22 protein-coding genes are annotated in these 25,423 nt (G+C 66.3%); 17 read left to right on the forward strand and 5 right to left on the reverse strand.

Annotation, left to right across the window (positions count from 1 at the left end; genetic code table 11):
- The first annotated feature begins 10 nt into the window (after positions 1-10).
- The 5 genes from rplJ to yidD all read left to right on the forward strand — a co-directional run bounded on the left by rplJ (position 11) and on the right by yidD (position 10,012).
- Positions 11-526: a 50S ribosomal protein L10 gene (gene rplJ, locus WOC76_RS16280; RefSeq protein WP_341389023.1), complete on the forward strand. Its 516-nt coding sequence runs from the start codon at positions 11-13 to the stop codon at positions 524-526.
- Between the two features lie 45 nt (positions 527-571).
- A complete protein-coding gene (rplL, locus tag WOC76_RS16285; RefSeq protein ID WP_341105382.1) occupies positions 572-949 on the forward strand; it encodes a 50S ribosomal protein L7/L12 in 378 nt (125 codons plus the stop codon).
- A gap of 160 nt (positions 950-1,109) precedes the next feature.
- Positions 1,110-5,249 (forward strand): DNA-directed RNA polymerase subunit beta, encoded by a 4,140-nt coding sequence (gene rpoB / locus WOC76_RS16290; RefSeq protein WP_341105380.1) that lies wholly within the window; start codon positions 1,110-1,112, stop codon positions 5,247-5,249.
- Positions 5,250-5,418: 169 nt separating this feature from the next.
- Positions 5,419-9,600, forward strand: coding sequence for a DNA-directed RNA polymerase subunit beta' (rpoC, locus tag WOC76_RS16295; protein WP_341105378.1), 4,182 nt, complete (start codon positions 5,419-5,421; stop codon positions 9,598-9,600).
- Positions 9,601-9,685: 85 nt separating this feature from the next.
- Positions 9,686-10,012, forward strand: coding sequence for a membrane protein insertion efficiency factor YidD (gene yidD, locus WOC76_RS16300; protein ID WP_341105376.1), 327 nt, complete (start codon positions 9,686-9,688; stop codon positions 10,010-10,012).
- On the opposite strand, the gene WOC76_RS16305 is transcribed toward yidD, so the two are convergent.
- Together WOC76_RS16305 and WOC76_RS16310 are read right to left on the reverse strand one after the other, a co-directional pair.
- Positions 10,009-10,815, reverse strand: coding sequence for a hypothetical protein (locus WOC76_RS16305; RefSeq protein WP_341105374.1), 807 nt, complete (start codon positions 10,813-10,815; stop codon positions 10,009-10,011). The genes yidD and WOC76_RS16305 overlap by 4 nt on opposite strands.
- Positions 10,816-10,880: 65 nt before the next feature.
- Positions 10,881-11,216, reverse strand: coding sequence for a DUF6477 family protein (locus WOC76_RS16310; protein WP_341105372.1), 336 nt, complete (start codon positions 11,214-11,216; stop codon positions 10,881-10,883).
- Positions 11,217-11,338: 122 nt separating this feature from the next.
- Between WOC76_RS16310 and WOC76_RS16315 the strand changes: the two genes are divergently transcribed.
- Positions 11,339-11,713 carry a chromosomal replication initiator DnaA gene (locus tag WOC76_RS16315; RefSeq protein ID WP_341389026.1) on the forward strand — a complete coding sequence of 125 codons (375 nt, stop codon included), beginning with the start codon at positions 11,339-11,341 and terminating at the stop codon, positions 11,711-11,713.
- Entirely contained in the window at positions 11,710-12,561 is an 852-nt protein-coding gene (locus tag WOC76_RS16320; protein ID WP_341105370.1) for a DUF6456 domain-containing protein, read from the forward strand. Before WOC76_RS16315 ends, WOC76_RS16320 begins: the two co-directional genes overlap by 4 nt.
- Positions 12,562-12,597: 36 nt before the next feature.
- Here the strand turns inward: WOC76_RS16320 and WOC76_RS16325 are convergent, their stop codons facing one another.
- Positions 12,598-13,020, reverse strand: a complete 423-nt coding sequence (locus WOC76_RS16325; RefSeq protein WP_341105369.1) for a SufE family protein — start codon at positions 13,018-13,020, stop codon at positions 12,598-12,600.
- 131 nt (positions 13,021-13,151) lie between these two features.
- Here WOC76_RS16325 and WOC76_RS16330 point away from each other — a divergent pair, with 131 nt between their 5' ends.
- Together WOC76_RS16330 and cysE are read left to right on the forward strand one after the other, a co-directional pair.
- The gene (locus WOC76_RS16330; RefSeq protein ID WP_341105368.1) at positions 13,152-13,748 is read left to right on the forward strand and encodes a LemA family protein; all 597 of its coding nucleotides are present in this window, start codon (positions 13,152-13,154) and stop codon (positions 13,746-13,748) included.
- Between the two features lies 1 nt (position 13,749).
- Complete coding sequence (gene cysE / locus WOC76_RS16335) at positions 13,750-14,601, forward strand: serine O-acetyltransferase (protein WP_341105367.1); 852 nt, start codon at positions 13,750-13,752, stop codon at positions 14,599-14,601.
- A 7-nt stretch (positions 14,602-14,608) separates the two neighbouring features.
- On the opposite strand, the gene WOC76_RS16340 is transcribed toward cysE, so the two are convergent.
- Positions 14,609-15,409, reverse strand: coding sequence for an enoyl-CoA hydratase (locus WOC76_RS16340; protein WP_341105365.1), 801 nt, complete (start codon positions 15,407-15,409; stop codon positions 14,609-14,611).
- A 172-nt stretch (positions 15,410-15,581) separates the two neighbouring features.
- Here WOC76_RS16340 and WOC76_RS16345 point away from each other — a divergent pair, with 172 nt between their 5' ends.
- The 8 genes from WOC76_RS16345 to WOC76_RS16380 all read left to right on the forward strand — a co-directional run bounded on the left by WOC76_RS16345 (position 15,582) and on the right by WOC76_RS16380 (position 23,832).
- Positions 15,582-16,607: an acyltransferase family protein gene (locus WOC76_RS16345; protein ID WP_341105364.1), complete on the forward strand. Its 1,026-nt coding sequence runs from the start codon at positions 15,582-15,584 to the stop codon at positions 16,605-16,607.
- A 141-nt stretch (positions 16,608-16,748) separates the two neighbouring features.
- Positions 16,749-17,540 (forward strand): SGNH/GDSL hydrolase family protein, encoded by a 792-nt coding sequence (locus WOC76_RS16350; RefSeq protein ID WP_341105363.1) that lies wholly within the window; start codon positions 16,749-16,751, stop codon positions 17,538-17,540.
- 23 nt (positions 17,541-17,563) lie between these two features.
- Positions 17,564-18,310: an RluA family pseudouridine synthase gene (locus WOC76_RS16355; protein WP_341105361.1), complete on the forward strand. Its 747-nt coding sequence runs from the start codon at positions 17,564-17,566 to the stop codon at positions 18,308-18,310.
- 19 nt (positions 18,311-18,329) lie between these two features.
- Entirely contained in the window at positions 18,330-19,874 is a 1,545-nt protein-coding gene (locus WOC76_RS16360) for a TldD/PmbA family protein (RefSeq protein WP_341105360.1), read from the forward strand.
- 4 nt (positions 19,875-19,878) lie between these two features.
- Positions 19,879-21,213 (forward strand): TldD/PmbA family protein, encoded by a 1,335-nt coding sequence (locus WOC76_RS16365; protein WP_341105359.1) that lies wholly within the window; start codon positions 19,879-19,881, stop codon positions 21,211-21,213.
- Between the two features lie 41 nt (positions 21,214-21,254).
- On the forward strand, positions 21,255-22,244 hold the full coding sequence (locus WOC76_RS16370; protein WP_341105357.1) for an ABC transporter substrate-binding protein: 990 nt from the start codon (positions 21,255-21,257) through the stop codon (positions 22,242-22,244).
- A complete protein-coding gene (locus WOC76_RS16375; RefSeq protein WP_341105355.1) occupies positions 22,241-23,059 on the forward strand; it encodes an ABC transporter ATP-binding protein in 819 nt (272 codons plus the stop codon). The genes WOC76_RS16370 and WOC76_RS16375 overlap by 4 nt, the downstream gene beginning before the upstream one ends.
- On the forward strand, positions 23,056-23,832 hold the full coding sequence (locus tag WOC76_RS16380) for an ABC transporter permease (RefSeq protein ID WP_341105353.1): 777 nt from the start codon (positions 23,056-23,058) through the stop codon (positions 23,830-23,832). Before WOC76_RS16375 ends, WOC76_RS16380 begins: the two co-directional genes overlap by 4 nt.
- Positions 23,833-23,886: 54 nt before the next feature.
- On the opposite strand, the gene WOC76_RS16385 is transcribed toward WOC76_RS16380, so the two are convergent.
- Positions 23,887-25,242, reverse strand: coding sequence for a L,D-transpeptidase family protein (locus WOC76_RS16385; protein ID WP_341105351.1), 1,356 nt, complete (start codon positions 25,240-25,242; stop codon positions 23,887-23,889).
- Between the last annotated feature and the right edge of the window lie 181 nt (positions 25,243-25,423).

Consider the following 25,423-nt stretch of genomic DNA (forward strand, 5'->3'; position numbering starts at 1 on the left):
GAGAGCAACCGTGGATAGAGCGGAGAAAAAAGAAGCCGTCGCGGCGTTGCACCAGGTCTTTAATCAGGCCGGCGCGATCGTCGTTGCGCACTACTCCGGCTTGACGGTCGCCCAGATGCAGGCCCTGCGCAAGCGGGCCCGCCAAGAGGGCGCCACTGTTCAGGTCGCCAAGAACCGCCTCGCCAAGATCGCTCTTGATGGCGCGAGCGTCGCCGATTTCGGTTCCCTGCTGAAGGGACCGACCCTGATCGCCTATTCGGACGATCCGGTGGCGGCGCCGAAGGTGGCTGTGGCCTTCGCCAAGGATCACGACAAGTTCGTGATTTTGGGCGGCGCCATGGGCGCCACTTTGCTGAACCCGGACGGCGTCAAGTCGCTTGCGACCCTGCCGTCTCTCGACGAACTGCGCGCGAAGCTCGTGGGCCTCATCCAGGCGCCCGCGACCAAGATCGCCCAGCTCTCGACCGCGCCAGCCGCCAAGCTCGCGCGCGTGTTCGGCGCCTACGCCAACAAAGACGCGGCCTGACAGGCTCGAAGACCAACACAAGAACCAAATCCAAAGGACGTTACTATGGCTAATCTCGAAAAGATCGTCGAAGACCTCTCGGCTCTCACCGTCCTCGAGGCGGCCGAGCTCGCGAAGATGCTCGAAGAGAAGTGGGGCGTCTCCGCCGCCGCCGCCGTGGCCGTCGCCGCCGCGCCGGCTGCTGGCGCCGCCGCTCCGGCCGCCGAGGAGAAGACCGAGTTCAACGTGATCCTGGCCTCGGCCGGCGACAAGAAGATCGAGGTCATCAAGGAGGTCCGCGCGATCACCGGCCTCGGCCTGAAGGAAGCCAAGGACCTCGTCGAAGGCGCGCCGAAGCCGCTGAAGGAAGGCGCTTCGAAGGAAGAGGCCGAGAAGATCAAGGCGACCCTCGAGAAGGTCGGCGCCAAGATCGAGCTCAAGTAATTCCCCGCCGCCACCACGCGGCGTGATGAGAATCGCGGTCCCGGCTCGAGCCGGGGCCGCGCGCGGTTGAGAAGGGGCGCTATGTGGCAGGCGCCCGACAGGGCGAGAGCGGCTCCACAGGGAGCCAGCCGGCCCTTACGAGAGAGGCTCGAAAAGCGACATGGCTCAGACGTCGGCCCGCAAGTTCACCGGTCGCAAGCGCACCCGCAAGTTCTTCGGACACATCCGCGAAGCCGCGGCGATGCCCAATCTGATCGAAGTGCAGAAGGCCTCTTACGATCAGTTCCTGCTTGTCGACGAGCCCAAGGGCGGCCGCCCCGACGAAGGTCTCCAGTCCGTCTTCAAATCCGTCTTCCCGATCTCGGACTTCTCGCAGGTCGCCCTGCTCGAGTTCGTCCGCTACGAATTCGAACAGCCCAAATATGACGTGGACGAGTGCCGCCAGCGCGGCATGACCTTTGCGGCGCCGCTCAAGGTGACGCTGCGTCTGATCGTGTTCGACGTCGATCCCGACACGCAGGCGAAGTCGGTCAAGGACATCAAGGAGCAGGACGTCTACATGGGCGACATGCCCTTCATGACGTCGAACGGCACCTTCATCGTCAACGGCACCGAGCGCGTCATCGTCTCCCAGATGCATCGCTCGCCGGGCGTGTTCTTCGACCACGACAAGGGCAAGAGCCATTCTTCGGGCAAGCTGCTCTTCGCCGCCCGCATCATTCCCTATCGCGGCTCCTGGCTCGACATCGAATTCGACGCCAAGGACATCGTCTATGCGCGCATCGACCGTCGCCGCAAGATTCCGGTGACGTCGCTCCTCTTCGCGCTGGGTCTCGACGGCGAAGAGATTCTCTCGACCTTCTACAGGACCATCACCTACAAGGCCGATGGCGAAAACTGGCGCATGCCCTTCGACGCCGAGCGCATGAAGGGCGTGAAGGCCGTCGCCGACATGATCGACGCCGACACCGGGCAGGTCATTCTGGAGGCCGGCAAGAAGCTCGCCGTGCGCGCCGCGCGCCAGCTCGCCGAGAAGGGCGTGAAGGCGATTCGCGTGTCGTCGGAGGACCTCTTCGGCCAATATCTCGCGGAGGATCTCTATGATCCGAGCACGGGCGAGATCTTTGCGGAAGCAGGCGACGAGATCACCGCGAAGACGCTGCCGCTGCTGCTCGAGAAGGGCTTCGACGAGCTTCCGGTTCTGGATATCGATCATATCAACGTCGGCCCCTACATTCGCAACACGCTCGCGGTCGACAAGAATTCGAACCGCGAGGAAGCCCTCTTCGACATTTATCGCGTTATGCGTCCCGGCGAGCCGCCGACGATGGACACGGCGGAATCGATGTTCCATTCGCTGTTCTTCGACGCGGAGCGCTATGATCTTTCGGCCGTCGGCCGCGTGAAGATGAACATGCGCCTCGATCTCGACGCGCCGGACACGGTGCGGACGCTGCGCCGCGAGGATATTCTCGCGGTGGTGAAGGCGCTCGTGGACCTGCGCGACGGCCGCGGCGAAATCGACGACATCGACCATCTCGGCAACCGCCGCGTCCGCTCGGTCGGCGAGCTGATGGAAAATCAGTATCGCCTCGGCCTGCTGCGCATGGAGCGCGCCATCAAGGAGCGCATGTCCTCGGTCGACATCGACACAGTCATGCCGCAGGATCTGATCAACGCCAAGCCCGCGGCCGCCGCGGTCCGCGAGTTCTTCGGCTCCTCGCAGCTCTCGCAGTTCATGGATCAGACCAACCCGCTCTCCGAGATCACGCACAAGCGTCGTCTCTCGGCGCTGGGTCCGGGCGGCCTGACGCGCGAGCGCGCCGGCTTCGAGGTGCGCGACGTGCATCCGACGCATTACGGCCGCATCTGCCCGATCGAAACGCCCGAAGGCCCGAACATCGGCCTGATCAACTCGCTTGCGACCTTCGCCCGCGTCAATAAATACGGCTTCATCGAAGCGCCCTACCGCCGCGTGCGCGACGGCAAGGTGACGAACGAGGTCGCCTATCTCTCGGCGATGGAAGAGTCGAAATACCATGTCGCGCAGGCCAACGCGCCGGTTGACGCCGACGGCAATCTGACGGAAGACCTCGTGCTCTGCCGCCACGCCGGCGACGTGATGCTGGTGCCGCGCGAGAAGGTCGACGCCATGGACGTGTCGCCCAAGCAGCTCGTCTCGGTCGCCGCGGCGCTGATCCCGTTCCTCGAGAACGACGACGCCAACCGCGCGCTCATGGGCTCGAACATGCAGCGCCAGGCCGTGCCGCTGGTGAAGGCGGATGCGCCGCTCGTCGGCACCGGCATGGAGGCCGTCGTCGCCGCCGACTCCGGCGCCGCGATCTCGGCCCGCCGCACGGGCGTCGTCGATCAGATCGACGCGACGCGTATCGTCATCCGCGCCACGGAAGAACTCGACCCCGCCAAGCCCGGCGTCGACATCTACCGGCTGATGAAATACCAGCGCTCCAACCAGTCGACCTGCATCAATCAGAAGCCGCTCGTGCGCGTCGGCGATCTGGTGAAGAAGGGCGACATCATCGCCGACGGCCCCTCGACGGACCTCGGCGATCTGGCGCTCGGCCGCAACGTGCTCGTCGCCTTCATGCCCTGGAACGGCTACAATTTCGAAGACTCGATCCTACTGAACGAGCGCATCGTCAAGGAGGACGTGTTCACCTCGATCCACATCGACGAATTCGAAGTGATGGCGCGAGACACCAAGCTCGGCCCCGAGGAGATCACCCGCGACATTCCCAACGTCTCCGAAGAGACGCTGAAGAATCTCGACGAGGCCGGCATCGTCTATATCGGCGCCGAGGTGCAGGCGGGCGACATTCTCGTCGGCAAGATCACGCCGAAGGGCGAAAGCCCGATGACGCCGGAAGAAAAGCTCCTGCGCGCGATCTTCGGCGAAAAGGCCTCCGACGTGCGCGACACCTCGTTGCGCGTGCCGCCGGGCGTGCAGGGGACCATCGTCGAGGTGCGCGTCTTCAACCGCCACGGCGTCGACAAGGACGAACGCGCCCAGGCGATCGAGCGCGAGGAGATCGAGCGGCTCGCCAAGGACCGCGACGACGAGCTCGCGATTCTCGACCGCAACGTCTATGCGCGCCTCGGCGAGACCCTCGTGGGCAAGAACGCGATCGCCGGCCCCAAGAGCTTCAAGAAGGATCAGGTTCTCACTCAGGCGATCCTCGACGAATATCCCCGCTCGCAGTGGTGGACCTTCGTGATCGAGGACGACGCGCTGATGGCGTCGATCGAAGCGGTCCGCAAACAGTACGACGAGTCGAAGAAGGGCCTCGAAAACCGCTTCCTCGACAAGGTCGAGAAGCTGCAGCGCGGCGACGAGCTGCCGCCCGGCGTGATGAAGATGGTCAAGGTCTTCGTCGCGGTGAAGCGCAAGATCCAGCCTGGCGACAAGATGGCCGGCCGTCACGGCAACAAGGGCGTCGTCTCGCGCATCGTGCCGCAGGAGGACATGCCCTTCCTCGAGGACGGGACGCCCGTCGATATCGTGCTGAACCCGCTCGGCGTGCCAAGCCGCATGAACGTCGGCCAGATTCTGGAGACGCATCTCGGCTGGGCCTGCGCGGGTCTGGGCAAACAGGTCGGCAAGGCTGTCGACGCCTATATGCGCAGCAAGGACGCAACGCCTGTCCGAGCGGCCCTGAAGGACATCTATGGTCCCGACGAGGAGATCGACCGGATCGACGAGACGACGCTCATCGAGATCGGCAAAGACCTGAAGCGCGGCGTACCGATCGCGACGCCGGTCTTCGACGGCGCGCGAGAGAAGGACATCGTCGACATGCTGGCCAAGGCGGGGCTCTCCTCCTCGGGTCAGGTGACGCTGTTCGACGGGCGCACCGGCGAGACCTTCGACCGCAAGGTGACCGTGGGCTACATCTATATGCTGAAGCTCCACCACCTCGTCGACGACAAGATCCATGCGCGCTCGATCGGCCCCTACTCGCTCGTCACCCAGCAGCCGCTGGGCGGCAAGGCGCAGTTCGGCGGCCAGCGTTTCGGCGAGATGGAGGTGTGGGCGCTCGAAGCTTACGGCGCGGCCTACACGCTTCAGGAAATGCTGACCGTGAAGTCCGACGACGTCGCGGGCCGCACCAAGGTCTATGAGTCGATCGTGCGCGGCGACGATACTTTCGAATCCGGCATTCCGGAGAGCTTCAACGTGCTCATCAAGGAAATGCGCTCGCTGGCGCTCAATGTCGAGCTGACCAATGCTGCGCCGGAGGAGGAAGAGACCGCGCCGGCCGCAGTGGAGGCCGCGGAATAGTCGATGCGACTGTCGCCCGCCACGACGAGGACCGAAGCGATGACGCAATCCAGCAGCCGAAGAGCGGCTCTGGAGGGCGTCGCTTCGATCGCAGGGACGGGCGCCGCCCTTTGAGATTTTACGACGCAGGAAGAGCGGGTTTCCCGCCCCGGCGTCCCAGGAGAAGACCATGAATCAGCAAGAGGTCATGAATCTCTTCAATCCGGTCGTGGCGACGCAGGCCTTCGACCAGATCAGGATTTCGATCGCGAGCCCGGAGAAAATTCTCTCCTGGTCGTTCGGCGAAATCAAAAAGCCCGAGACGATCAACTACCGTACCTTCAAGCCCGAGCGCGACGGCCTGTTCTGCGCGCGCATCTTCGGGCCGATCAAGGACTACGAGTGCTTGTGCGGCAAGTACAAGCGCATGAAATACAAGGGCGTCATCTGCGAGAAGTGCGGCGTCGAGGTCACGCTCGCGCGCGTGCGGCGCGACCGCATGGGCCATATTTCCCTCGCCGCGCCGGTGGCGCATATCTGGTTCCTGAAGTCGCTGCCCTCGCGCATCGGCCTTCTGCTCGACATGACGCTGAAGGATCTCGAGCGTATTCTCTACTTCGAGTCCTATATCGTCATCGATCCGGGCCTCACGCCGCTGAAGGAGCGTCAGCTCCTCTCGGAAGAGGAATATCTCACCGCACAGGACGAATTCGGCCAGGACACGTTCACGGCCATGATCGGCGCCGAGGCGATCCGCCGGCTGCTCGAGTCGATGGACCTCGAGGGCATCGCCGCGTCGCTGCGTCAGGAGATCGCCGAGGCGAAGACGGAGCTCAAGCCCAAGAAGCTCGCCAAGCGCCTGAAGATCATCGAGGCCTTCATCCAGTCGGGCAACCGCCCGGAATGGATGATTCTGAAAGAAATTCCGGTCATTCCGCCTGATCTGCGTCCGCTCGTGCCGCTTGACGGCGGGCGTTTCGCGACCTCCGATCTGAACGACCTCTACCGCCGCGTCATCAACCGCAACAACCGCCTCAAGCGGCTGATCGAGCTGCGCGCGCCGGACATCATCATCCGCAACGAAAAGCGCATGTTGCAGGAGGCCGTCGACGCGCTGTTCGACAACGGCCGCCGCGGCCGCGTGATCACGGGCGCCAACAAGCGTCCGCTGAAGTCGCTCGCCGACATGCTGAAGGGCAAGCAGGGCCGCTTCCGTCAGAACCTGCTCGGCAAGCGCGTCGACTATTCCGGCCGTTCGGTGATCGTCGTCGGCCCCGAGCTGAAGCTACATCAATGCGGCCTGCCCAAGAAGATGGCGCTGGAGCTGTTCAAGCCCTTCATCTATTCGCGTCTCGACGCGAAGGGCTATTCGGCGACCGTGAAGCAGGCCAAGAAGCTCGTCGAGAAGGAGAAGCCCGAGGTCTGGGATATTCTCGACGAGGTCATCCGCGAGCATCCGGTGCTCCTGAACCGCGCGCCGACGCTGCATCGCCTCGGCATTCAGGCCTTCGAGCCGGTGCTGATCGAGGGCAAGGCGATCCAGTTGCATCCGCTGGTCTGCGCCGCCTTCAACGCCGACTTCGACGGCGACCAGATGGCCGTGCACGTTCCGCTGTCGCTCGAGGCGCAGCTCGAGGCGCGCGTCCTGATGATGTCGACGAACAACATCCTGCATCCGGCCAATGGTCAGCCGATCATCGTGCCGTCGCAGGACATCGTTCTGGGCCTCTATTATCTGACGCTGGAGCGCGACGGCGAGCCGGGCCAGGGCATGTGCTTCGCCAACCAGGGCGAGATCGAGCACGCGCTCGCCGCCAAGGCGGTCACGCTGCACACCAAGGTCAAGGGCCGTGGCTGGACCTATGATGCGGCGGGCAACCGCGTGTCGAAGATCTTCGACACCACCCCTGGGCGCCTCATGCTCGGGCAGTTGCTGCCGAAACATCACAAGATACCTTTCGACGTCGTCAACAAGCTCATGACGAAGAAAGAGATCTCGAACATGATCGACACCGTCTACCGCAACTGCGGTCAGAAGGAGACCGTCATCTTCTGCGACCGCATCATGGCGCTCGGCTTCCGCGAGGCCTTCAAGGCCGGCATCTCCTTCGGCAAGGACGACATGGTCGTGCCGGAGACGAAGGAGAAGATCGTGTCCGAGACGCGCGCCGCGGCGAAGGAATATGAGCAGCAATACAACGACGGCCTGATCACCCAGGGTGAGAAATACAACAAGGTCGTCGACGCCTGGGCGAAATGCTCGGAGAAGCTCGCCGAGGAGATGATGCAGCGCATCTCCGCCGTCCGCAAGGATGACCTGGGACGCGACATGCCGATCAACTCGATCTACATGATGTCGCATTCGGGCGCCCGCGGTTCGCCGACGCAGATGCGCCAGCTTGCCGCGATGCGCGGCCTGATGGCCAAGCCCTCGGGCGAGATCATCGAGACGCCGATCATCTCCAACTTCAAGGAGGGGCTGACGGTTCTCGAATACTTCAACTCCACCCACGGCGCCCGCAAGGGTCTCGCCGACACGGCGTTGAAGACCGCAAACTCGGGCTATCTGACGCGACGTCTCGTCGACGTGGCGCAGGACTCGATCATTTCGTCGACCGATTGCGGTTCGCAGGGCGGCATCCGGATGCGCGCGATCATCGACGCGGGTCAGATCGTCGCCTCGCTCGCCTCCCGCATCCTCGGCCGCACGGCCGCCGAGGATCTGAAGGCGCCGGACGGCCGCGTCATCGTGCCCGCGGGCGATATGATCCAGGAATGGCATCTCGAGCCGATCAACGCCGCCGGCATTCAGGAGGTGAAGATCCGCTCGGTGCTCACCTGCGAGGCCAAGAACGGCGTCTGCGCCAAGTGCTACGGCCGCGACCTCGCGCGCGGCACGCCCGTCAACATGGGCGAGGCCGTGGGCGTCATCGCGGCGCAGTCCATTGGCGAGCCGGGCACGCAGCTCACCATGCGCACCTTCCACATCGGCGGCGCGGCGCAGCTTGCGGACCAGTCCTTCATCGAATCGAATTTCGAAGGCACGGTGCATGTGCGCAACCGGCATGTGGCCCGCAACTCGGACGGCGACCTCATCGTCATGGCGCGCAATGTCGCCGTGGTGATCCTCGGGCCGGACGGCGTCGAGCGCGCCGTGAACCGTATCCAATACGGCGCCAAGCTGAAGGTCGACGAGGGCGATACCGTCAAGCGGGGCCAGCGGATCGCGGAATGGGATCCCTATACGCGTCCCATCATCAGCGAGGTGGACGGCGTCATCGGCTTCGAGGATCTCGTCGAAGGCCAGTCCATGTCGGAGACGATCGACGAATCGACCGGCATCGCCAAGCGCATGGTCATGGATTATCGCCTCAATCTGCGATCGGCGAGCCTCAAGCCCTCGATCGTGATCAAGGGCGCCGACGGCAAGATCGCCAAGCTCGCGCGCGGCGGCGACGCCCGCTATCTCCTGCCCGTCGACTCGATCATCGCAGTCGAGCCCGGCGGCACGGTGAAGGCCGGCGACATTGTCGCGCGTATTTCGGTCGAAAGCGCCAAGACCCGCGACATCACGGGCGGTCTGCCGCGCGTCGCCGAGCTCTTCGAGGCGCGCCGGCCGAAGGACCACGCGATCATCGCGGAGATTTCTGGCACGGTGCAGTTTGGCCGCGACTACAAGAACAAGCAGCGTCTGTCGATCATTCCGAGCGAGGAAGGCGCCGACCCCGTCGAATATCTGATCCCGAAGGGCAAGCACATTCACCTTCAGGACGGCGACGTGGTCGAGAAGGGCGATTACATCGTCGACGGCAATCCGGCGCCGCACGACATTCTGGCGATCAAGGGCGTGGAGGAGCTCGCGGCTTACCTCGTCAACGAGATCCAGGAGGTCTATCGTCTCCAGGGCGTGAACATCAACGACAAGCACATCGAAGTGATCGTGCGCCAGATGTTGCAGAAGGTCGACATCGTCGATCCGGGCGACACCGGCTTCCTCGAGGGCGAGCAGGTCGACAATGTCGAGCTCGACGAGACGAACGCCAGGACGATCGAGAATGGCGGCAAGCCCGCGAGCGGGACGCCGGTGCTGCTCGGCATCACCAAGGCGTCGCTGCAGACGCGCTCCTTCTTCTCGGCCGCCTCCTTCCAGGAGACGACGCGCGTCCTCACCGAGGCCGCCGTCAACGGCAAGATCGATCCGCTCGTGGGTCTCAAGGAGAACGTCATCGTCGGCCGTCTGATCCCGGCCGGCACTGGCGCGGCGATGGCCAAGTTCCGCGGCATCGCCTCCGGCCGCGACGACCTCATCATCACGCAACGTGCCGAGGCCGCCGAGCCGGCTCCGGCCCCGGCGTTGCCGCCCGCGGAGTAAAGGCGCGCGCCTTTGCGACCGCACGGCGAGAACACAGGGCCGCCCCACAAGGGCGGCCTTTTCCCTTTCACAAGAAGGAAAGCGCATGATCGAGGCGGTCCTCTCCCTGCCCGCCCGCGCCGCGCGCGCGCTCATTCTCCTCTATCGCGTCACCTTTTCCGCCTTCGCCGGCCGGAGTTGCCGCTATGCGCCGACCTGTTCGGATTATGCGGAGGAAGCGATCGCCAGGCACGGCCTCTGGGCCGGCGGCTGGATGGGCTTCGCACGCATCTGCCGCTGCCGTCCGGGCGGCGGCGAGGGATTCGATCCCGTCCCCGAGGCGTTGCCCGGGAACGCCAGCGCATGCACGCCCTGGCGCTACGCGCGCTGGCGAGGTCCGTTCCGCTGCGAAGAGGCGGAAGACAGCCGCTAGGTCTTCGCCATAAGCTCGAGCGCGAGCGCATAGATCCGCGCGCGGGACCCCTCGGGCAAGGTGCGCAAGACTTCGAGATAGGTCTGGCCGGCGGCGCACATCCTGGCGTCGTCGAGCGGCGGGTCGGGCATCTTGCCGTCCAGCAAGGCGTCGATTTCCGCCTTGCCGAGGCCGCGCGCGGCCAGCGCCGTTTCGAGCGCCTTGAAATCGGCTTCGGTGGGCGGGCTGCGGGAAAGGTTTTTCGCCTTGCCGTTCACCATCGCCTCCAGCCCGGCCATCGCCATGCTGGCGACGAGGGGCCGCTGCGCAGCGGCGAAACGCTGGAAGTCCTGATTGGTCGCGCCATAAAGGAAGGCGACGCACATTTTCTTGTCCTCCCGCGCCACCGCCTGCAACACAGCCAGCTGCTCGGAGAACACGCGCGCCATCGCCTCTGGCTCGGCCTTGGCGGCGAACTCCCCGCGCGACTGGCGCAGGCTTCGGACGGTTTCGGAGAGATAATAATCGACGCTCTGCTCGGTCTTCGTCTGCGAGAGCCGCTCCGCAAAATCCTGGAGCATCCGTTCGTAATCGCTCGTGAAGGTTTCCCGCAGCCGCGCAAAGAATCGCGCATATTCAGGCGTCTGCGCGATCTCCGTCTCCACGATCTGCCGCGCGGAAGCGAGGTCGAGCGGACCGCTCAAGGCGGCGATGGCCCCGCCCGGCCGCGGTGGGCTGAACGCCATGATCATCATCCCGACGCCGAGGCAGATCGCCACGACGGCGGCGGCGGCGAGCGCCAGAATTCTTTCAACGAAGAGCATTCAGCAAGCCTGTGACGCGCAGAGCGGACGCCCGAATTTAGGCAAAGGCCGCCGTGAAGCAAGTTCTAAGCTTTTCGCAGGCGTTCGAGCCGCGCGCTTTCAGCGCGGCGCGCCACGAGCAGCGCGATATGATTATTGAGATCATAGGTCCAATGGCCGCGACGCGCCCGCTCGGCGCGCAAGGCGCGCTCGATTTCGCGCAGGATCAGCCCTGCGGCCTGAGGCGTTTCGCTCAGGATCGTCTCCGCCGACAGACGGTGAAAGCGGGACAAGGCATGAGCGCGATTGTAGGCGGCGAGGCTTGCGACGAGCGCCGCCTCGACGGCGGGCCGCGCCGCCGCCTCCAGCCTCTCGAAAACCTGGGTCTTTGCGCTCGCTTTCGAGTTCTTGGCTCTGGTCATGGTTCGATCCTCCAGACGCCGAGGATCGACTCCGTGGACCCCCCTGGGGAAAGAATATTTTCCATTGAATAGGATTTTTTTCCGTCATAAGCTTTGCCTTGTCATAGCGAATGGAGACCGAGATGACGCAGGCTTTTCTCGAGACGAGTTTTTTTCCACCCCCACCGATCGGGGGGCTCAGCACGGCGGCGGCGGCGGCGGCGGCCGGCCTTCCGGCGGCGGCCCTCGCTGATCCCTGGCGGCGGCGGGCGCATGTCGCGCGGGCGCGCCACCTCGCGGTTTACCTTCATCATGTCGCGCTCGGGGCGAGCCTTTCGGCTTGCGCCCGCGACTTCGCCGGAGATCGCGCCTCGATGCGCTATGCCTGCGCCCGCATCGAGGACCTGCGCGACGATCCCGCCTTCGACCGCTGCGCAGCCCGGCTGGAGCAGGCGCTTGCCGCTCAGCGCGACATGGTCCTGTCGCTCGTCTCGGCGCAAGAAGGAGCCGGACAATGAGCAAAGCCACGAAAACTCGGGAAGAAACGGCGGCGCGCGCACTCGAGCGGCTGGCGCGCGCGCTCGGCGAGGCCGGCGCCAGCGCGGTTCGCAGCGATTTCGAGGACGACACGCTCGTCGTTCTGGTCCCCCGCAAGGGCGTCACAGTGCCGCGCGCCCGATTTGCGGCCACGATCGGCGGGCAAGCCGTGGCGCAGGGCCTCGCGAAATGGGACTGCGACGGCGCGGCGCGGCGCCTGCGTCTGACTGACGGCGGCCGCGCCTTCCTGCGCCGGCTGGCGGCCGCCGATCCGGAGCTCGATCCCTTCCGCGCCCAGCATGGCGACCACGCCCGCCGCGCGCCCGAAAAAGGCGCGCGCCCGACGCTGGTGAACGACGCCGAGAGCCCGCTCGCCTGGCTCGCCCGGCGCAAGGGCGCGGATGGGCGGCCTTTCCTCGAACCCGTCCAGTTCGAGGCGGGCGAGCGATTCCGCCGCGACATCGAGCAGGCGCAGATTCTCCAGCGCGTCACCGCCCGCTGGGAGGCCGCCGCCGCCTCCCGGCGCGGGGCCGACGCCGGCGTCGTGGTCACGGAGATCGCGATGGACGCGCGACGGCGCCTCGCCCGCGCCCATGACGCCGTCGGGCCGGATCTCGCCGGCCTGCTCACCGACGTCTGCGGCTATCTCAAGGGGTTGGAGATGGTCGAAAGCGAGCGCGGCTGGCCCGCGCGCTCGGGGAAGGTGGTCTTGAAGATCGCGCTCGGACGCCTCGCGCGCCATTACGGCATGGGCGACAGGGCGACCGGCCCCGCCCGGGCGAAGGGCCTGTTGCACTGGGGCGCAGAGGACTACCGGCCCAGCCTGTAAGAAAGCCCGCCGGCGCCGGAGCCTCCGGCGCCGGCGTCACGCCGGGAGCGCGTCGCGCGCTTCTTTCCTGATGCGCTCGACCATCGAACGCAGGCCGTTGGCGCGCTGGGGCGTGAGATGGTCGGCGAGGCCGAGCTGCTTGAACAGCGGCGCTGCGTCCGTCTCGACGATCTCCTGCGCGCGGCGGCCGGAATAGAGCGCCAGCACCAGCGCGACGAGGCCGCGCACGATATGCGCGTCGCTGTCGCCGCGAAAGGTGAGAACCGGCGCGCCATCCGCGTCCCGTCCGCGCGTCGTCTCGAGCCAGACCTGGCTGGCGCAGCCGCGCACCTTGTTCTGGTCCGTATAGGCGTCCTTGGGCAGCGGCTCGAGCGTGCGGCCGAGCTCGATGAGATAGCGATAGCGGTCCTCCCACTCCTCGAGCAGCTCGAAATTGCCGATGATGTCGTCGATGGCCATACGCCTTCCCCTGTTACCCGCCCATTGTAGACCAGCCGCGCGCCCTTTCCATGCGGCAAGCGAATCCCTAAGCTTCCGAGCCATCATCACTTGCCGGGGCGCACGCGCGTCCCGATTTTCTGGAGATGCATATGAGCATCATGTCCCGCTGGCGCCTCCTCGCCCTTGCGATTCTCGCCGCCCTTTCGCTCTCCGGCTGCGGCTACAATACGATTCCGACGCTCGAAGAAAACGCCAAGGCCAAATGGGCCGCGGTCCAGTCGCAATATCAGCGCCGCGCCGACCTCATCCCCAATCTCGTCGCCACCGTGCAGGGCTACGCCAAGCAGGAAAAGGACGTGCTCACCTCCGTGACGGAAGCGCGCGCCAAGGCGACGTCGGTGAAGATCGACGCCTCGAACCTCACGGACCCCGAAAAGATGAAGCAGTTCCAGGAGGCGCAGGCCCAGCTCACGGGCGCGCTCGGCCGGCTGCTCGCCGTGAGCGAAGCCTATCCCGACCTCAAATCCAACCAGAACTTCCTCGCGCTTCAATCCCAGCTCGAAGGGACGGAGAATCGCATCAATGTCGCGCGGCGCGACTATATCGAGGCCGTGCGGGAATATAACCTCTCCCTGCGCACATTCCCCACCCTGCTCTGGGCCAAGACCTTCTTCGCCGACGCCAAGCCCATGGCGGAGTTCACCGCGAGCGAGGCCGCCCAGCAGGCTCCGCAGGTGAAGTTTTAGCATGGCCGCCGAGCGCCCGCCCGAAGAGCTTGGCGCGCTTTGCAAGGAGCGCGACGCCATGTGGGCGCATATGCGGCAGGAGGCGGAGGACGCGCTTGGGCGCGACCCCGCGCTCGCCCCGCTCTTCATGGGCGAACTTCTGAATCGTCACAGTCTCGAGGAGGCGGTGATCCATCGCGTGAGCGGCCGGCTCGGCACCACGGCGATCGACGCCGCCGCCATCGCCGACGCCTTTCTCGCCGCGCTCGACAGCGAGCCGGCGCTGGGCGACGCCTTCCGCGCCGATGCCGCGGCCTATGTGGAGCGCGACCCCGCCTGTCGCCGCCTCATCGAGCCGCTGCTCTACTTCAAGGGCTATCACGCGATCCAGGCGTCGCGCCTCGCCCATGCGCTGTGGCGCGCCGGAAAGCGCGACTTCGCCTTCTACGTCCAGAGCCGCACGTCGGACGCGCTCGCCGCAGACATTCATCCGGCGGCGCGCTTCGGCAAGGGGATTTTCCTCGACCACGCCACGGGCTTCGTCGTCGGCGAGACGGCGGTCGTCGAGGACGACGTGTCCATCCTTCACGGCGTGACGCTCGGCGGCACTGGAAAGGTCGCCGGCGACCGTCACCCAAAGATCCGGCGCGGCGTCATGATCGGCGCCGGGTCGAAAATCCTCGGCAATATCGAGATCGGCCAATGCTCGCGCATCGCGGCGGGCTCGGTCGTGCTGCACGCCGCGCCGCCCAATTCCATCGTCGCGGGCGTGCCGGCGAAGGTCGTCGGCGTGGAGCCGGCCGCGCAGCCGGCTCGTGACATGGACCAACTATTGCGCGGGCTCGCGTATGATTCCTTCGATTACGTGATCTGAGGCCGGCTCACCGCCCCGTAAACTTCGGCGCGCGCTTCTCGAGGAAAGCCGCGCGCCCCTCCATGTAATCCGCGCTGTCGAAACATTGCGCCGCGAGCGCCTCGCAAGCGTCGAGGCTCGGCGCATTGGGCAAGCCGGCGGCGGCGCGGATGGCGGCCTTGGCGGCTTTCAGCGTCAGCGGCGCATTTGCGGCGATGGTGTCGGCGAGCGCCGCCACGGCGCCGTCGAAGCTCTCCGGCTCCAGAACCTGAGACAGGAAGCCCGTCGCCAGCGCCTCCTGCGCGGTGAGGCGGCGGGCCGTGAAGAACATCTCCAAGGCGCGCTGCGCGCCGACCGCCGCCACGACATAGCGCATGGCCGAGGGCGGATAGCCGACGCCAAGCCGCCCGGCGGGAATGGCGAAGGCCGCGCCCGCCTGCGCCACCCGCAGATCGCAGGCCGAGGCGAGCCCCATGCCGCCACCCATGCAGAAGCCCGAAATGGCCGCGATGGTCGGCTTCGAACAGGCCGAGATGGCCTCGAAGGCCTCGACATTGGCCTGCTCATAGGCCCGCCCGCCGCCGCTCGTGGCGCGCACGGTCGAGAATTCCGAAATATCCGCGCCCGAACAGAACGGGAGGCCCGGCGCGCCGCTCATGACGACGACGCGCGCCTCCGGCTCGGCGTCGATCGCGGCCATCAGCGCCGGCAGCGCCCGCCACATTTCGAGGTCGAAGGCGTTGCGCTTGGCGCCATTGTCGATGAGGAGACGCGCGACCCCTTGATGAAGATCAACGCGCAGCTTGGAGGAAGGTGAATCGATGGGCATGGAAGAGATGTAGCAAAAACCGCCACGTCTCCAACAGGACGAAAACGCGTCCGGTGGTCTGCGACGCCAGGTCACACCCGGCCGCCCGCCTTCGCGACCTCTTGCCACAGTCCGCACGCGCCGCGAGGGAGTAAACAAATTGCATGGATTGCTGACGCGCATGGGAGCGGTCATGGCGGTTGGAACAGACAAATTCGGATCGCCCGGCGCGCTCAGAATGGCGCTGGCCTTCGCGGTCTTCGTGCACCATACGACGAAGTTCAATCTCGGCATGTCCGCCGTGCTGATCTTTTTCGTCCTCAGCGGCTATTGGGTCGCGACCATGTGGACGAAAACATACTCCAAGACGACCCTCGCCTATTTCACTTTTCTCGTCTCGCGCTTCTGGCGCGTTGCGCCGGTCTTTGCGCTGTGCTCTGCGATCGCCTGGACGCTCCTTTGGTGGCGCGGCGTCGCGCCGGCGGACGCGGGCGGACTCATGCGGCAGCTCTTCTCCAATGTCATGATCCTCGGCTATAATTCGCTTTCCTATCAGGCGAATGTGCCGGGCTGGTCGCTCGACATGGAGATGCAGTTCTATCTCGTCGCGCCCGTGATCGTCTTCCTCGTCTCGCGAAACATTTTCGTCCTGCTCGGCTGCATCGTCCTGTCGCTGCTGGCGCCGAAGTTCGGCGGCTCGGCGACCGTGCTGCCGTTCCTGTATTTCTTCGGCATCGGCGTCGCGGCCGCGACCCATGGGCTCGCGCCCAGCCGGCGGCTCGCCTATGCTTCCCTTGGCGCGACCTTCGCCCTGCTCGCAGTCTATGCGGTGATCTTCTTTGCCAAAGTCGCGGCCGATCCGGCGCAGACCGGACTTCTCGTCTTCAGCAGCAAGGCCAATCTGTTCATCGCCGTGATGATGACGCCCTGGGCGATCTACACGACGAAGCAGAAGAGCGGCTCGACCGACCGCATGTTCGGCGACCTCTCCTACATCTTCTATCTTCTGCACTGGTCGGTGATCGGCGCCATCGGCACGGGCGAGGGCTCCTCTCTCGAGCGGTTTGCGCTCTGCGCCGAGGCGGTCGTGGTCATCCTCGCGGCCTCCTGGCTGATCTGGCTCGTGTTCGACCGGCCGATCGGCAGGCTGCGGGCCGCCTGGGTGGCCGGCCGGCGCATCATCGGCGAGGCGGGCGCCCTGCAACCGGCCCTCGCCTGATCTCTTCGGCCCGGGCGCGAAGCCAGGCCTCTGGATCCACGGCGCAAACGACGAGTGGCGGGGGAACCGCGAAGCTGATAGCCTGCGGCGCATCGTGGTCTCCTGGCCTTGCCGGCGAGGAGACAGCCGGGGCGCTTCGCTTTGCTGAGAGAAGGTTTCGCAATACTTCTGCCGGAGTTGCGGCGTGCGCTTTTCGTCCTTGCCGTCACCACCGGCCTGACGCTTCTGACCGTCAAGCGCACGGACGAGCCCGTCGTCGCCTGTTCCATCGTCAACAGTGGTCCCGACAATTACCGCGTGCTCGTCGTCGGGGAATCCTGGGCCTCCGACGGCAAGCTCTTCCCGGAGCTGCCGGAGGCGGCCTCCAACCGGCTCGGCGGCCGGGGCGTCGAGGCGTGCAGCGTCGCCTTCAACGGCCGCAACTCGCGGCTTCTCTATTCGGAGCTGCGCGAAAAATTTCCCCGTTACAAGCTCTATTCGCTCTTTGACGGCAGGCCGCCGAACAAGGTCATTGTCATGAACGGCGTCAACGACGAGATCCAGCACGTCGGCGCGGGCAATTATGTGGAGTTCACCAAGAAACTCATCGAATATTTTCCCGACGCCGGCGATGTGGAGGTCATCTCCATACCGCGGGTGAACGAACGCTGGTTCAAGCCGCCCAATCTCTTCAGCCGCATGAAGCGCAACGTGCTGCGCTGTTTCTACGACGGCTGCGATTTCCAGGTGAACGACGTCTATCGCGTCGCCCTGTGGCGCGACCACCCCGACCTGCATGTGATCGAATTCGACAATTTCATCGACAGATTCGAGGGCCACGAGGAATATTACAAATTCGACGGCGTGCATCTCACCGATGAATGGCTGCACAAATACGGCGCCTTCATCGGCCGGGCGATGGCGCTGCCGCACCGCATGGCCGAACAAAAATAGCGGCGGCCTGCTATAAGCGCGCCATGGATCTTCTCTCCCGCCTCCTGCACCGCGACGGGCTGATGCTCGTCATCGACAAGCCGGCGGGCGTTCCCGTGCATCGCGGCCCCAAAGGGGGACCGAGCCTCGAGGACGCCTTCGATCAGCTGCGCTTCGGCCTGCCCCGCGTCCCCGCCCTCGCCCATCGGCTCGACAAGGACACCTCCGGCTGTCTTGTGCTCGGCCGCCATCGCAAGGCGCTTGACCGGCTGGGCAAGCTGTTCAAGACGGGCCGAATCGCCAAGACCTATTGGGCCGTCGTCGAGGGCGCGCCCCAGGAGGAGGCCGGCGAGATCGACCTGGCGCTCGGCCGCCTCGACGCCGCGCGCGGCTGGTGGATGCGGCCGGACCCGCTGGGCCTGCCCTCGCGCACGAGTTGGCGCGTCCTCGGCCGCTCGGCCGACGGCGCCCGCGCCTTTGTCGAATTCACCCCCCACACCGGCCGCACGCATCAGATTCGCGTCCATGCGCAGGCGATGGGCTGGCCGATCCTGGGCGATCCGGTCTATGGCGGGGGCCGCCGCGAGGGCGCGCCGCCGCTGCATCTCCACGCCAGGGCCATCGCCATTCCCTTGCAGGACAGCAAGCCGACGGTGAACGTCACGGCGCCGGCGCCCGACCATATGCGCGAGGCTCTGGCCGCCTGCGGCTGGCGCGCGGACGCCGCGGCGCCCGAGGCTTTGGCGCCCGATTTGCCAAAAGCGTCCGAAGCGCTCAAATTAGCGGACTGAATCCGAAGGAGAAGCGACAGTGGCGCCGACATTTGCGCCCCTCAGGGACGCCCCGGAGCGGGCCGATGCGACGAATGCGAGCCGCTTCGCGCTCGACCGCACGGCTCTCGACAGACTGGCCGATCTCGCGCTCGACGGCGCGAGGCGCGGCGGCGCGGCCTATGCCGACATTCGCCTCGGCGAGACGCTGCGCGAATATGCGCAGGCCAAGGACGACCGCCTGGAGCATTTCGACGAGCGATCGACGCGCGGCTTCGGCCTGCGCGTGCTGCTCGACGGCTCCTGGGGCTTCTACGGCGCGCGCCGGCTCGACGAGGCGAGCATTCGCGAGGGCGTCGCGCGCGCGCTGGAGAACGCCCGCGCCGTCCGCCCCATTCAGGGCGCGCCCATCGCGCTCGAGCGGCTCCCGGCCCACGAGGCCGAATGGGCCATGCCCATGGGCGTCGATCCTTTCTCCGTCTCCACGAGCGAGAAATCCGACCTTCTGCTCGCGATCTGCGCGAGCGCGCGCGACAATGGCGCCGATTTCTGCTCGGCCTCGCTTTCACTCGCGCGCGAGGAGCGGCTTTTCGCCAATAGTTTCGGCGCGCGCATCCGCCAGACCCGCACGCGCGTCCATCCGACGTTCACCGCCACGGCCGTCGACCGCGCCGCCGGGCGCATGGCCTCGCGCGACAGCCTCGTTCCGGCGCGGGGCGCCGGCTGGGAGTATGTGACCGACGCCGGGCTCGTCGCGGAAGCGGCGGAGGCCGGGGCGCAGGCGCGCGCCAAGCTCACCGCCAAGCCCGTCGTCTCCGGCGACTACGACATCATCATCGATCCGACCAATCTCTGGCTCACCATCCACGAAACGGTTGGCCATTCGACCGAGCTCGACCGCGTGCTCGGCTGGGAGGCGAATTTCGCCGGCACGAGCTTCGTGAAGCCCCATATGCGTGGGGATCTGCGCTTCGGCTCGGAGCTGATGACCATCGTCGCCGACCGTTCGCAGCCGGGCGCGCTCTCGACGATCGGCTTCGACGACGACGGCGCCCCGGCCTCCTCGGCCGAATTCAACATCATCGAAAAGGGCGTGCTGAAGAACTTCCAGATGGCGCTGGGCCAGGCGCATTACATCGGCCTGTCGGCGTCGAACGGCTGCGCCTACGCCGATAGCCCCACGGCCTTCCCCATACAGCGGATGCCGAACATCTCGCTCGCGCCCAACCCCGAAAAATGCACGCTCGACGACCTCCTCTCGGGGGTCGAAAAGGGGATTTACGTCGTCGGCGCCGGAAGCTGGAGCATCGACCAGCAGCGCGACAATTTCCAGTTCGGCGGGCAGCTCTTCTACGAGATCAAGGACGGCAGGCTCGGCGAATTGCTGCGCGACGGCGCCTATCAGGGCCGCACGATTCCCTTCTGGAACGCGCTCGACGGGCTCGGCGACGCCTCGACCTATCACCTCGACGGCACCTTCACCTGCGGCAAGGCGGAGCCGGTGCAGGTCGCGCCGGTCTCCCACGGCAGCCCGCCCGCGCGCTTCCGCAATGTCCGCGTGCTGAACACGACTGGCGACGAATAATCGCATGTTTCTCACCTCAGACGACGCGAAGACAATCGCCGGGAAAATCATCGCGCGCTCCAACGCCGACGCCTGCGTCGTGAAGATCGACGGCGGCGAGGATTACAGCCTGCGTTTCGCGCGCGGCGGCGCTACCACCAATCTCGCCATTTCCGAGACGAGCCTGCGCATTTCCTCCCATATCGGCGGGCGCGTCGGCTCGGTGACGACGACGCGCCTCGACGAGGCCGCGCTCGACGCCGCTCGCGTCCGCTCGGAGGAGATCGCCCGCATGTTGCCGGTCGATCCCGACTATGTCGCGCCATTGGGGCCGCAGGACTATGAAACCTCGGCGCGCTACGACGACAACGCGGCCGCGCTGCGGCTCGATACGCTCGCGGCCCAGGCGGCGCGGGTGATCGAGGAAGGCGCGCGCGTCGGCGTCGATACGTTCGGCTGCGCGTCGAGCGCGCGGCGCTTCGAGGCGCTGGCGACGAGCGCCGGCCTCTTCGCCTATGACCGGCGCAGCGAGATCGACCTTTCGGCCACGGCGCGCAACAAATCCGACAGATGGTCCGGCTGGGCGGGCGCGCATCAGTTCTTCGCCGGGCGCCTCGACGCGGAGAGCATCGCGCGCCGCGCCTGCGAGAAGGCCGCGCATGACGCCGAGCCCGTCGATCTCGAGCCCGGCGATTACACCGTGATCCTCGAGCCGGTCGCCGTCGCCGAACTCGCCTTCTGGGCCTTGAGTGCGATGGATGCGCGGGCGGCGGACGAAGGCCGCAGCTTCTACGCGCGCCCCGGCGGCGGCGCGCTGATCGGCGAGACGCTCTTCGACGAGAAACTCACGATCCGCATCGACCCCGCCGATCCGCTCGCGCCGGAAGGCGGCGTCGGCTACGAGGGCGTGCCGCATCGCGCCCGCGCCTTCATCGACAGGGGCGTCGTCTCTTCGCTTTATCGCTCGCGCGCCTGGGCGCAGAAGACCGGCGCCGAGGCCATTCCTTTCGCGCGCAATTTCATCATGGAGGGCGGCGACGCCACGCTCGACGACATGGTCCGCTCGGTGAAGCGCGGCGTGCTGGTGACGCGCATCTGGTACGAGAACATGGTCGAGCCCAAGGGCCTGCTGCTCACCGGCCTCACCCGAGACGGCAACTTCCTGATCGAGAACGGCCGCGTGACCGCGCCCGTGCGCAACATGCGCTTCAATCAGCGGCTCGGCGATCTCTTCGCCAATATCGTCGCGCTCGGGCCGACGGAACGGACATGGCGCGCGGCCGGCGGCGGCGGCGCGGCGGCGGCCCCGCCGATGCTCGTCGAGAAGTTCCATTTCTCATCGAAATCCAGCGGCGTGTAAGTCATCCCGCCGCCGCGAGGTCAAACGGAGCGCGCCCCTTCATGTTTCTTCGTTTTCTCGCGGCATGCGTCGCGCTCCTTGTCGCGCTTCCGGCGCTCGCGCTCGACAAGGTGACCTTCGCCACCAACTGGCGCGCGCAGGCCGAGCATGGCGGCTTCTATCAGGCGGCCGCCGATGGCACCTATGCGCGCTATGGGCTCGACGTCCGCATCCAGCAGGGCGGGCCGCAGGTCAACGCGCGGCTCTTGCTCGCGGCGGGACGCGTCGACTTCGCCATGGGCGCCAATACGATTCAGATGTTCGAATCGGTGCAGCAGAACGTGCCGCTCGTCACGGTCGCGAGCATGTTCCAGATCGATCCCGTCATCTTCATGTCGCATCCGGGCGAAGGGCTCGACCGCTTCGAGGATTTGCCGAAAGCGACCGTCTTCATCGCAAACGACATGCGCGCCTCCCTGTGGCAATGGCTGAAACAGGCCTATGGTTTTCAGGACGGAAAAGTGAAGCCCTATGGCTTCAACTCGGCGCCCTTCATCGCCGACAGGAAGTCGATCCAGCAGGGGTTTCTCACCTCCGAGCCCTATGCCGTCGAAACGCAGGGCGGCTTCAGGCCCAATGTTTTCCTGCTTTCGGACGTGGGCTACGACAGCTATTCGACGACGATCGAGACGCGGGCCGACACGATCGAAAAGAAGCCCGATCTCGTGCAGCGCTTCGTCGACGCCTCGATCATCGGCTGGTACAATTATCTTTACGGCGACAACGCCGCCGCCAATGCGGCGATCAAGCGCGACAATCCGGAGATGACCGACGGACAGATCGCTTTTTCGCTGGCGAAACTGAAGGAGCGCGAAGTCGTCGACGGGGGCGACGCCCGCACCTATGGCGTCGGCGTCATGACCGATCAGCGCATGAAGAGCTTCTTTCAGAAAATGGCGAAGGCGGGCGTCGCGCCGGCGGACCTCGATTACGCAAAAGGCTATACGCTGCGCTTCATCGGCAAGAAGGTCGGCATGGATCTGCGGCCATGAGCGACTCTCTCTTCATCGCAAGCGAAGAAAAGTCCTCGGGACGCGCACGGGACGCGCTCGCGCCGATCCTCGTTTCGCTCCAGAACGTCGGCAAGACCTTTCCCAACGGCGTCACGGCGCTTGCAGGCCTCGAACTCGACGTGCGGCAGGGCGAGACGCTGACGCTGCTCGGCCCTTCGGGCTGCGGCAAATCCACCGTGCTGCGCCTGATCGCGGGACTGACCGAACCGAGCGCCGGCGCCATCGTCTGGGCCGACGACTCGGCGCGACGAAACATCGGCTTCGTCTTTCAGGACCCGACGCTGCTCCCCTGGGCCAATGTGTTCGACAATGTCTTTCTGCCGCTGCGCCTTGCCGGCGAGAGCCGCGCCGGCTCGCGCGAGCGGGTCATGGACGCGCTGGAGCGGGTCGGCCTCGCCGATTTCGCCCGGGCGCTGCCGCGCGAGCTTTCGGGCGGCATGAAAATGCGCTGCGCCATCGCCCGCGCCTTCATCACGCGGCCCTCGCTGGTGCTGATGGACGAGCCCTTCGCCGCGCTCGACGAAGTCACGCGCTGCAAGCTGAACGAAGGGCTCGTCACGCTCAAGGAGCGACTCGGCGCGACCATCGTCTTCGTCACCCACTCCATTTTCGAAAGCGCCTTCGTCTCGACCCGTATGGTGGTGATGTCGCGCCCGCGCGGCGCCATCGTCGAGGAAATCAGGGTCGATCCCGCCCTTGCGCGCGACGACGATTACCGCATGAGCGAGAGCTTTTCGCGAACCGCGCGCCGCGCCTCCCTCGCCCTGCGCGGCGCCATGGGAGAGACGGCGTGAAGCTGCGCGACATCGCCATCCCTCTTGCGGTTTTCCTCGCTTTCCTCGGCCTTTGGGAGTGGATCGTCGCGGCGCGGACCATTCCGCCCTATGTGCTGCCCGCGCCCTCTGCGATCTTCGCCAAGCTCGTCGAAGACCGCGCGCTGCTGCTGTCCTCGCTCGCCGTCACGCTCGGCGTGACGCTGAAGGCGCTCGCCGTCGCGACCCTCTCCGGCGTGGCGCTGGCGCTGCTTCTCGCGCAATCGAAATGGCTCGAGCGCGCGCTGTTGCCCTTCGCCGTCGTCTTGCAGGTGACGCCGATCATCGCCATCGCGCCGCTGCTTCTCGTCTATATGAAGCCCGACAACGCCGTGCTGGTCTGCGCCTTTCTCGTGGCCTTCTTTCCGATCCTCTCCAACACGGCGCTCGGCCTCGCCTCCGTGGATCACGCGCTCGGCGATCTTTTCGACCTCTACCGCGCCTCGGCCTGGCAAAGGCTCGTCCATCTGCGGCTGCCGTCAGCGCTGCCGCAGTTTCTCACGGGCCTGCGCATCGGCGGCGGCCTCTCCCTTGTCGGCGCCATCGTCGCGGAATTGTCGGCGGGCGCCTCTGGCCAGGGCGAGGGCCTCGCCTATCGCATCGTCGAGGCGGGCTTCAGGCTCGACATTGCGCGCATGTTCGCGGCGCTGGCGCTGATCTCGCTCGCCGGCCTCGCCATCTATGGCGCGCTCTCGGCGCTCTCCTATCTCCTGCTGCGCGGCTGGCACGAAAGCGCGCGCGAAAGGGGCGACTGACCGCCTCGCGCCCTTCTTCGAAGGAGAGGCGTTCGATCCCTTACCGCGCCTACTTTACTGTTCGGCCACCCCGCCAACCTCGTCGAGGTGATAGACGTCGTCGCGGAAATGCACCGTGCCGTCGGCGGACGCCCAGCCCGTCATGTAGACCCACACCACCGGGACAGGCCGCGCGAGCCTGACCTCCTCGCGCTCGCCGCTCGCGATCTTCGCGTCGATCTCCTCCTTGGTCAGCGCGGGACCGCTGGCGCCGTCGAGCAGCCACGCCGCAAGATCGACGACGCCCTGCACGCGCACGCAGCCATGGGAGAGAAAGCGGTAGTCATTGGCGAAGAGATTGCGCGACGGCGTGTCGTGCATATAGACCGAGTGCGAATTGGGCATTGAGATGCGGATCGAGCCCAGCGAATTGCCGGCGCCCGAATCCTGACGCAGCGTGTAATTCACCGCGCGCTCGCTCGCCCAGTTTATCGAGCGCGGATCGACTTCCTCGCCGCGATTGTTGAGCACCCGGATGCGCGAGCGCGTGAGATAGCCGGGGTCTGTCAGCATCTTCGGCGCGATCTCGTTCTTGATGATCGAGGTCGGCACGGTCCATGTGGGGTTGATGTTCACCGCGACGATCTTCGCCTGCACTTCCGGCGAATGATGTTCGGGATCGCCGACGATGGCGGCGTAGCGGCGGACGACGCGGTCGTTTTCCACCGCGTCCACCGCCGTCGAGGGAATGTTCACGACGATGTAGCGATCGCCGAAGGGGAAATCCACGCCGGCGAGACGCTGCGCGCTCGAGGCGAGCTGACGGAAGCGCACATCCGCCGGCACGTCGAGAGCGCGCAGGGTGGCGCCCGCGACCACGCCGGTCTGCTTGAGGCCCATGCGGAACTGAAACCGCTTGACGGCCGCCGTGAGCTCCGCGTCCCAGCCCGGCTTGCGCGTGGCGGTGACGGCGTCGTCCTCCGCCGCGAGGCGCCGGCGCAGCGCCACGACCGCGGGTCCCTTGGCCCCCGCGCGCAAGGGAACGCCGACCGTCGGCCAGCCGCCGAGATCGACGATCTGCGCATAGCGTTCCGACGCCTTGGAGGTCGTGAAGAAGGTTTCGGGCTGGAGAACCGGCGTCGGATCGTCGGACAGCGCCGTCTCGCGCGGCGGCGCGGGCGGCTTGGGCTTGGGCTTCGGCTTGGGCTTGGGGGCGGCCGCGCTCGCCTCGGTGGCCGGCGCAGCGGCGGGGTTCGGCGCGGCGGCGGGCGTTGCAGGGGGCGGCGCGGCCGGTTGCGGCGCGGGCGCCGGCGTCGCGGTTGGCGGCAGCGGCGGTGCGTTTTGCGCCAGCAGCGGCGACCCGCCGAGCCATGCGCAGGCGACGAGGCCGAGGCCGAGGCGCACCCTTCGTGAAACTGTCCGTCTCGCCATGAAAGCCATCGCCTCTCGCGGGCTTGCGCCCCGTGGCGCCAACCAACCCCGGGGTCAAGCATCGAATGTCCACGCCCTATTGCAGTCCCCCGGCTTCGGGGGTCAACTGAATTCCGCGGGGAAAGCGCCGCGACAGGCGGCCGCCGCGGTTGCCCGCCGAACCGTACCGTGATAGCCTACT

The organism is Methylocystis sp. IM3 (assembly GCF_038070105.1).
Taxonomy (GTDB): domain Bacteria; phylum Pseudomonadota; class Alphaproteobacteria; order Rhizobiales; family Beijerinckiaceae; genus Methylocystis.